Origin of the sequence: Streptomyces sp. SID3343, from assembly GCF_009865215.1 — a bacterium.
GTDB lineage: Bacteria > Actinomycetota > Actinomycetes > Streptomycetales > Streptomycetaceae > Embleya.
Window position 1 is genome coordinate 1 of sequence record NZ_WWJX01000572.1, and the last position, 5,826, is coordinate 5,826.

Sequence of the window (5,826 nt, forward strand, 5' to 3'; positions counted from 1 at the left end):
AGGTCGGCCCGGCTCGCCACGACGGCGAGCGCGAGCCCGACGAGCGCGACGGCCCACGCGATCAGGACGGCCTGGCGTCGCGAGTCGCGCAGCAGCGCGGCGAGCGCCGCGAGCACGAGCGCGATCGAGATCCATCCGGGCAGCGTGCCGGGGCCGCCCGGGTCGAGCAGCAGCAGACCGACCGGGCTCGCGCCCTTCTCGGCAAGCGTGTTCGTGGCCAGACCGGGTTCGGTCAGCAACAGCGAGGGTTTGCCCGCGAGGGCGAGCGTCCACGGGCCGAGCAGCACGAGCGGAGTACCGAGCACGGCCGCGAGCCGAAGGAGCAGGGCGGGTCCGGGACGCACGTCGAGCAGTCCCGCGAAGGCCGCGCCGATGGCGGCGAGCGCGAGAATCAGCACCGCGATCCACAGGAGCGGGACGAACGCGGTCACCACGGCGAGCACGAGGCCGGTGGCCCACGCGGCGCGCATGGACGCCTTGAGTCCGGCCGCCCCGATCACCTGGACCGCGCCGCGCGCGACCACGGGAGCGAGCACGAGGGCCACGGCGGTGCCGAGCCGACCGGTGGCGACCGCGCCGGTGGCGACGGGGGTCAGCGCGTAGGCGGCCGCCCCCCACACCCGCACGCCGGGCCCGGACACGAGCCGGCGCGAGCACAGGTACGCACTCATGCCCGCGAGCGGCACACAGCCCACGAGCAGCACGGCCACCGCCGTGCTCGCCTTGCCGAGCAACAGCGTCGCGAACGCGGCGAGCGCGCCGAGGTAGGGCGGCGCACTCGCGCCGTCGCCGAACCCGACGCCGTGCCACGTGTCGCGGTAGCGGTCCCACAGATCGGACGCGCCCTCGGGAGCCGGCAGCAACGCACCGCCGAACAGGCTGCCGTCGCCGAGCAGATCGCGTGCGGCGAACAGCGTGACCAGGCTCAGCGCGACGGCGAGCGAGAGCCCGGGCCGGCGCATGAACATGCGCAGCTTGACGAAGCTCTCGCCGTCGAGCGACTCCGAGTCCTCGTCGACCGGGCCCGATTCGGCACTGCTGTGCCGGCCCGAGCGGGTCTCGGGCTCCTCGGTGCGCCGCAGGTTGCCGATCAGGCCCTCGGCGGCGTAGCGCACGGTCGCGGCCCGGCTGGGGAACAGGTCGCCGAGGTCCTTGTCGGACATCGTCCTGGTGCGGGCGCGGGCCCGGCGGGCGGAGAGGAATCCCGCCGGTCGCAGCAGCACCGACATCGTGCCGAGCAATTCGTCGAGCGCCATCCCGGGCAGCTTGCCGAGCAGATAGCCCAGCGCACGCAACAGCGCGCCGAAGAACAGCCGTACGTACAGCAGCGGCCACATGGGGCCGGTGGTGTTGGCCAACAGGGTGAAGGCCGCGCCGGCGCGGTCCACGCGGTGGGGGCGGTTCGCGGCGACGTCGATCGGCCGGCGCTCGCGCGTGGCCGCCTCGGCGTGCTGGACGACCGCGTCGGGAACCACCACGACGCGGTGTCCGGCGGCGTTGACGCGCCAGCCGAAGTCGGTGTCGTCGCGCGAGAGCGGCAGCCGCGGGTCGAAGCCGCCGAGGCTCTCCCACACGTCGCGGCGCACGAGCATGCCGGCGCTGGACACCGAGAGCGCGCCGCGGACCGCGTCGTGCTGGCCCTGGTCCTGCTCGCGGCGCTCCAGGCCGGTCCAGCGGCGACCGCTGCCGGTGATGGTGGTGCCGACCTCCAGGAGTTGTCGGCGGTCGTACCAACTGCGGACCTTGGGACCGAGCACCCCCGCGGACGGGAGTTCGTCGGCCGCGCGCAGGAGCAGGTGCAGCGCGTCGGGGGCGGGTTCGCTGTCGTCGTGGAGGAGCCACAGCCACTCGACCGGTTCGGTCGACCGCGGCGGGCGGTCCTCGTCGGTGTCGCCGAACGGGTCCGACGCGTCGAACGCGTCGATCCGGTAGGGCAGGGACGCGGGATCGACGGGCGGCGCGCTGCGCAGGGCTTCGGTCACGGCGGCACCGAACGCGGTCCGACGCTCGGTGTGCAGCACCGAGCCCTGACCGAGTGCGTCCGCCAGCAGGCTCGACGAGGTGTCGGTACTGCCGGTGTCGACCGCGACGACTCGCTGGACCGGGCGTTCCTGACCGAGCAGTCCGGTCAGCGTGCCGGGCAGCCAGCGCGCCCCGTCGTGGGCGACGAGGATCGCGGTGACGATGTGCCGTGGGAAAGCCGGGGCTTGCGCGTATGCCGACTGATGGCTGAAAAGTGACATCGAGTGCGGGGACCCCAGGGCGGCTCGTAGTGGTGGGCCGGCACGTCCGGCATCCGGCCGAACGGCCAACACACTACGCGACGGTCACCCCGCGCCCTCCCGGTTCCGACGTCGGCGCGATGTCGGCGCGACGTCGGTCCCGGCGGCACGTCGATCAGACCGCCGCCTTCTTGAGCCTGCGTCGCTCGCGCTCGGACAACCCACCCCAGATACCGAAGCGTTCGTCGTTGGCAAGCGCGTATTCCAAGCACTCGTCGCGCACCTCGCACGCGAGGCAGACCTTCTTGGCCTCCCTCGTGGAGCCGCCCTTCTCGGGGAAGAAGGACTCGGGATCGGTCTGCGCGCACAACGCGCGCTCCTGCCAACCGAGTTCCTCCTCCTCGCCCTCGCCGTCGGCGACCAGTAGCTGGAACAGCTCGCCCATCGCGTGCCTCCTCGACCCGGTTTTACGTCCCCGTGATTCAGCCGTTACCGATAACGGTTCACGACATGTGTGAAATTACAAGCGCGTCGTTGCTGCGACGTCAAGCCGGGCTCTGCTATTAGAGCGGGGATTCACTCCCCGGGACCACAGCAATACGGATTGACCACATAAATGGACAGATCCGGACATGCACTGTGTCGCACGATCGCCTCGACGTGCCGGGCGGGGCACGCACCAGCGGGCATGCGACGACATTTGATGCCAACCCGTGATGACGCCTGCAATGGGACTACGCGCCGCACAGTCCGCACAGTTCCCGGGATGAGCCGGAAAACGTCGATGATGACCGAGGTCACACCCTCGAATGGGCCTCCCCGTGCCTTACGGGCTTCAATCCCTTCCCCGTCCTTCTCACTCGAATCGGGCAGCGATCACCCGATTCGGGGAAGCGTTACGCCACTGCGACGGAGGCGAGTTGACAGGGCCACCCCGCAGGCGGTGTCCTTTTCCCATGTCCACGTGCCGCATGCCCTTCCGGAGTCGTCCTGTCGACGTCCGACGGGTCTTCGGCGCGCTGTGTCCGCCGTGCGATCACGTGTACAGCTGTCCGAGCTGTACCCACTGAGGACGCCTTCCCGGCAGTCCTCCGCGCCTGCGGCGGCTCTCTTTCGTCTTTTCGCTCCGAAAGACCTGCGTCTGTTCGAAGACCTTCGTTTTCGAAAGTCCCTCGCCTTCGAGGGGCCTCGGTCTTCGAGAGACCCTGCTCTTCGAGAGACGAAGGCCAGGTCTCCCCCGTTCCTCTCGAACAGGGTCCATTCGGTCGATGTCCCGCCGCACGCGCGTTCGTTTTGATCCGCCGCGTTCGTTCGTTCCGCCGCGCGTGAGAAACAGCGCAGACATCCCGAAGGACTTTCCTATGTCCAGCGACATCACCGTCGCCGGCGACCCGCTCGCCGCCCCCGCCCGCCTCGCCCTGCCCGTCGCCCCCGCGGTCCGTCCCGCCGTCGCACGCCTGGCCGCGCTCGCCCGGCAGCACGCCGACCTCGTCGCCGCCGAACTCGACCAGGTGCGATACGACCCGGTCTCACGCTGGTACAAGCGCCTCGCCGCCACCGAGGACATGGAGATCTGGCTGCTCAGCTGGCTGCCCGGGCAGGGCACCGGACTGCACGACCACGGCGGCTCGTCCGGCGTGTTCACCGTCGTCTCCGGCGAACTGCACGAGCGTTCGCTCGTGATCACCCCGCTGCGCCGGGCCGGTGCGCGCGAGCGGGTACTCACCGCCGGTTCGGCGCGCGTGTTCGGGCCCACCTACGTCCACGAGGTCACCAACATGGGCACCGAACCCGCCGTCAGCGTGCACGTGTACGCGCCGAAGTTGAACTCGATGACCCTGTACGACGGCACCGCGGACATCGCCCGGCCGAGCTTCGAGCCGCTGCGCCGGCTCGGCGTCGAGCGCTCGGGGGAGCAGTGGTGAGCGCCGTCGACGAGCTTTTGGACCGGGCCCGCTCGCGGCTGCGGCGGGTGACGCCGCAGGAGGCGCACGCGGCCTTCCACGACGGCGCGGTCCTGGTGGACACCCGCCCCGACTTCCAGCGCGACGTGGACGGCGCGATCCCGGGTGCGCTCGTGATCGAGCGCAACCACCTGGAGTGGCGGCTCGACCCCGAAGGCGAGGCACGCGTACCGGAGGCGACGGGCTACGGGTTGCGGGTGGTCGTGCTGTGCGACGAGGGCTACGCGTCGAGTCTTGCCGCGGCCTCGCTGCTCGACGTGGGACTGTCCGAGGCGACCGACCTGATCGGCGGTTTCCAGGCGTGGAAGGCGGCGGGCCTGCCGGTGGTACCGGCCGCCGGCCGCAGTCGCCGGTAGAGCGCCGTCCCGAGCACGAGAGCCAACGCCGCGCCGTAGCCGCCCTGGTGCACCGCGCGCACCTGTTCCGCGGTCAGCTCGAACCCCCACGTGAGGTACAGCGCATAACCCGCCGGGCCGAGCGCGAGCCACTCCCACCGCTTCCCGTCGAGCGCCACGAGCGCGACCACGAGCAGCGCGTACCAGGGGTAGGCCGGGGTCAGTACGAACAGCAGGCCGCCGGTCAGGGTCAGCGCCGCGTGCCACGGGCGGTCGGGGTCGCCGCGGCAGACGACGACCAGGGCCAGGGCCGCGAGTACGGCGACGGCCGCGTACGGGGTGAGTTCGGTCGGCAGGACGAGGCCGAGCAGACCGAAGCGCGCGCCGTCGTCGTAGCGCTCCTCCTTGAGATAGCCGGGCAGGTAGCCGAGCACGTCGGTGCCGGCCGCGAGCACGTGGGGCAGGTAGACGCCCGCGACGGTGAGCACGGCGGCGCCGATCAGCCGGACGGGGTTGCGGCGCAGGCCGCCTGCCGCGGCGAGCGCGGGGAACATCTTGGTCGCCGCGGCGGCGCCGAGCAGGACGCCGCCCAGGATCGGTCTGCGCGCGGCGACCGCACCCAGGCCGACGACCATGAGCAGCACGCCGAGCACGTCCACGTGCGCGTTGTTGCCGGCTTCGAGCGCGACCATCGGGCACCACGCCCACCACACCGCGTGCCGGGGATCGCGGCCGAAGCGGCGCAGCACGAGCAGGAGGGCGATCGTCACCGCGACGGCGAGCAACGCGGCTCCGGCCTGGACGGGTTCGGGCCGGCCGGGCGGGGCGGCGACGTGCACGAGCCAGAAGTACGCCTCGGCGACCGGCGGGTAGATGGTGTGCACGTCGGGGCGGTTGATCAGGGTGCAACCACCGTCCGGGATCGGGTGCTTGAACCAGCCGGCGCACTCCCCCGCCGGGAACAGCCACGCGTCGCGAAAGCCGGCCACGGCCGGGTCCTGCGGCGCGTGTGCGTAGGGCGACGTGCCGGCGGCCTGGATCCGGCCGTCCCACGCGTAGCGATACGCGTCGTCGCTGGTCTGCGGCGCGGCGCCGGCGGCGAGCACCGGCAGTACGACGGCGCCCGCGAGAATGAACCCGACCGCGCGGCGTACCGGCAACCGGTGTACGAGGTAGGCGCCGAGCGCGAACAGGGCCCAGCCGGCGCCGTACACCGCGTACACCCCCGCGCTGCCGGGCCGCGACCAAGGGCCGTACACCGCGTAGCCGACCAGTGCGGCCAGGCCCAGACCGACCGCGGCGGCC

Annotated in this window: 4 protein-coding genes and 1 pseudogene; 2 read left to right on the plus strand and 3 right to left on the minus strand. The window is 72.0% G+C overall.

The genetic code is table 11. The features are described 5' to 3' along the window. Nucleotides 1-2,243 (minus strand): glycosyltransferase family 2 protein (locus GT354_RS17720; protein ID WP_161357277.1); only part of this gene is annotated, 2,243 nt, incomplete at its 3' end. Nucleotides 2,244-2,397: 154 nt separating this feature from the next. After that, nucleotides 2,398-2,667 carry a WhiB family transcriptional regulator gene (locus tag GT354_RS17725; protein WP_161357278.1) on the minus strand — a complete coding sequence of 90 codons (270 nt, stop codon included), beginning with the start codon at nt 2,665-2,667 and terminating at the stop codon, nt 2,398-2,400. A gap of 916 nt (nt 2,668-3,583) precedes the next feature. On the opposite strand from GT354_RS17725, the gene GT354_RS17730 reads away from it, so the two are divergent. After that, nucleotides 3,584-4,147, plus strand: a complete 564-nt coding sequence (locus GT354_RS17730) for a cysteine dioxygenase family protein (protein WP_161357279.1) — start codon at nt 3,584-3,586, stop codon at nt 4,145-4,147. Beyond that, nucleotides 4,144-4,542: a rhodanese-like domain-containing protein gene (locus tag GT354_RS17735; protein ID WP_346012066.1), complete on the plus strand. Its 399-nt coding sequence runs from the start codon at nt 4,144-4,146 to the stop codon at nt 4,540-4,542. Before GT354_RS17730 ends, GT354_RS17735 begins: the two co-directional genes overlap by 4 nt. Nucleotides 4,543-4,802: 260 nt before the next feature. On the opposite strand, the pseudogene GT354_RS54095 reads toward GT354_RS17735, so the two are convergent. Beyond that, nucleotides 4,803-5,780, minus strand: a pseudogene (locus GT354_RS54095) (glycosyltransferase family 87 protein); the annotation flags it as partial. Nucleotides 5,781-5,826: the final 46 nt, after the last annotated feature.

Bases quoted from the DNA above. Each gene is read 5' to 3' on its own strand.
- GT354_RS17725 (WP_161357278.1), bottom strand. From the start codon at position 2,667: ATGGGCGAGCTGTTCCAGCTACTGGTCGCCGACGGCGAGGGCGAGGAG.
- GT354_RS17730 (WP_161357279.1), top strand. From the start codon at position 3,584: ATGTCCAGCGACATCACCGTCGCCGGCGACCCGCTCGCCGCCCCCGCC.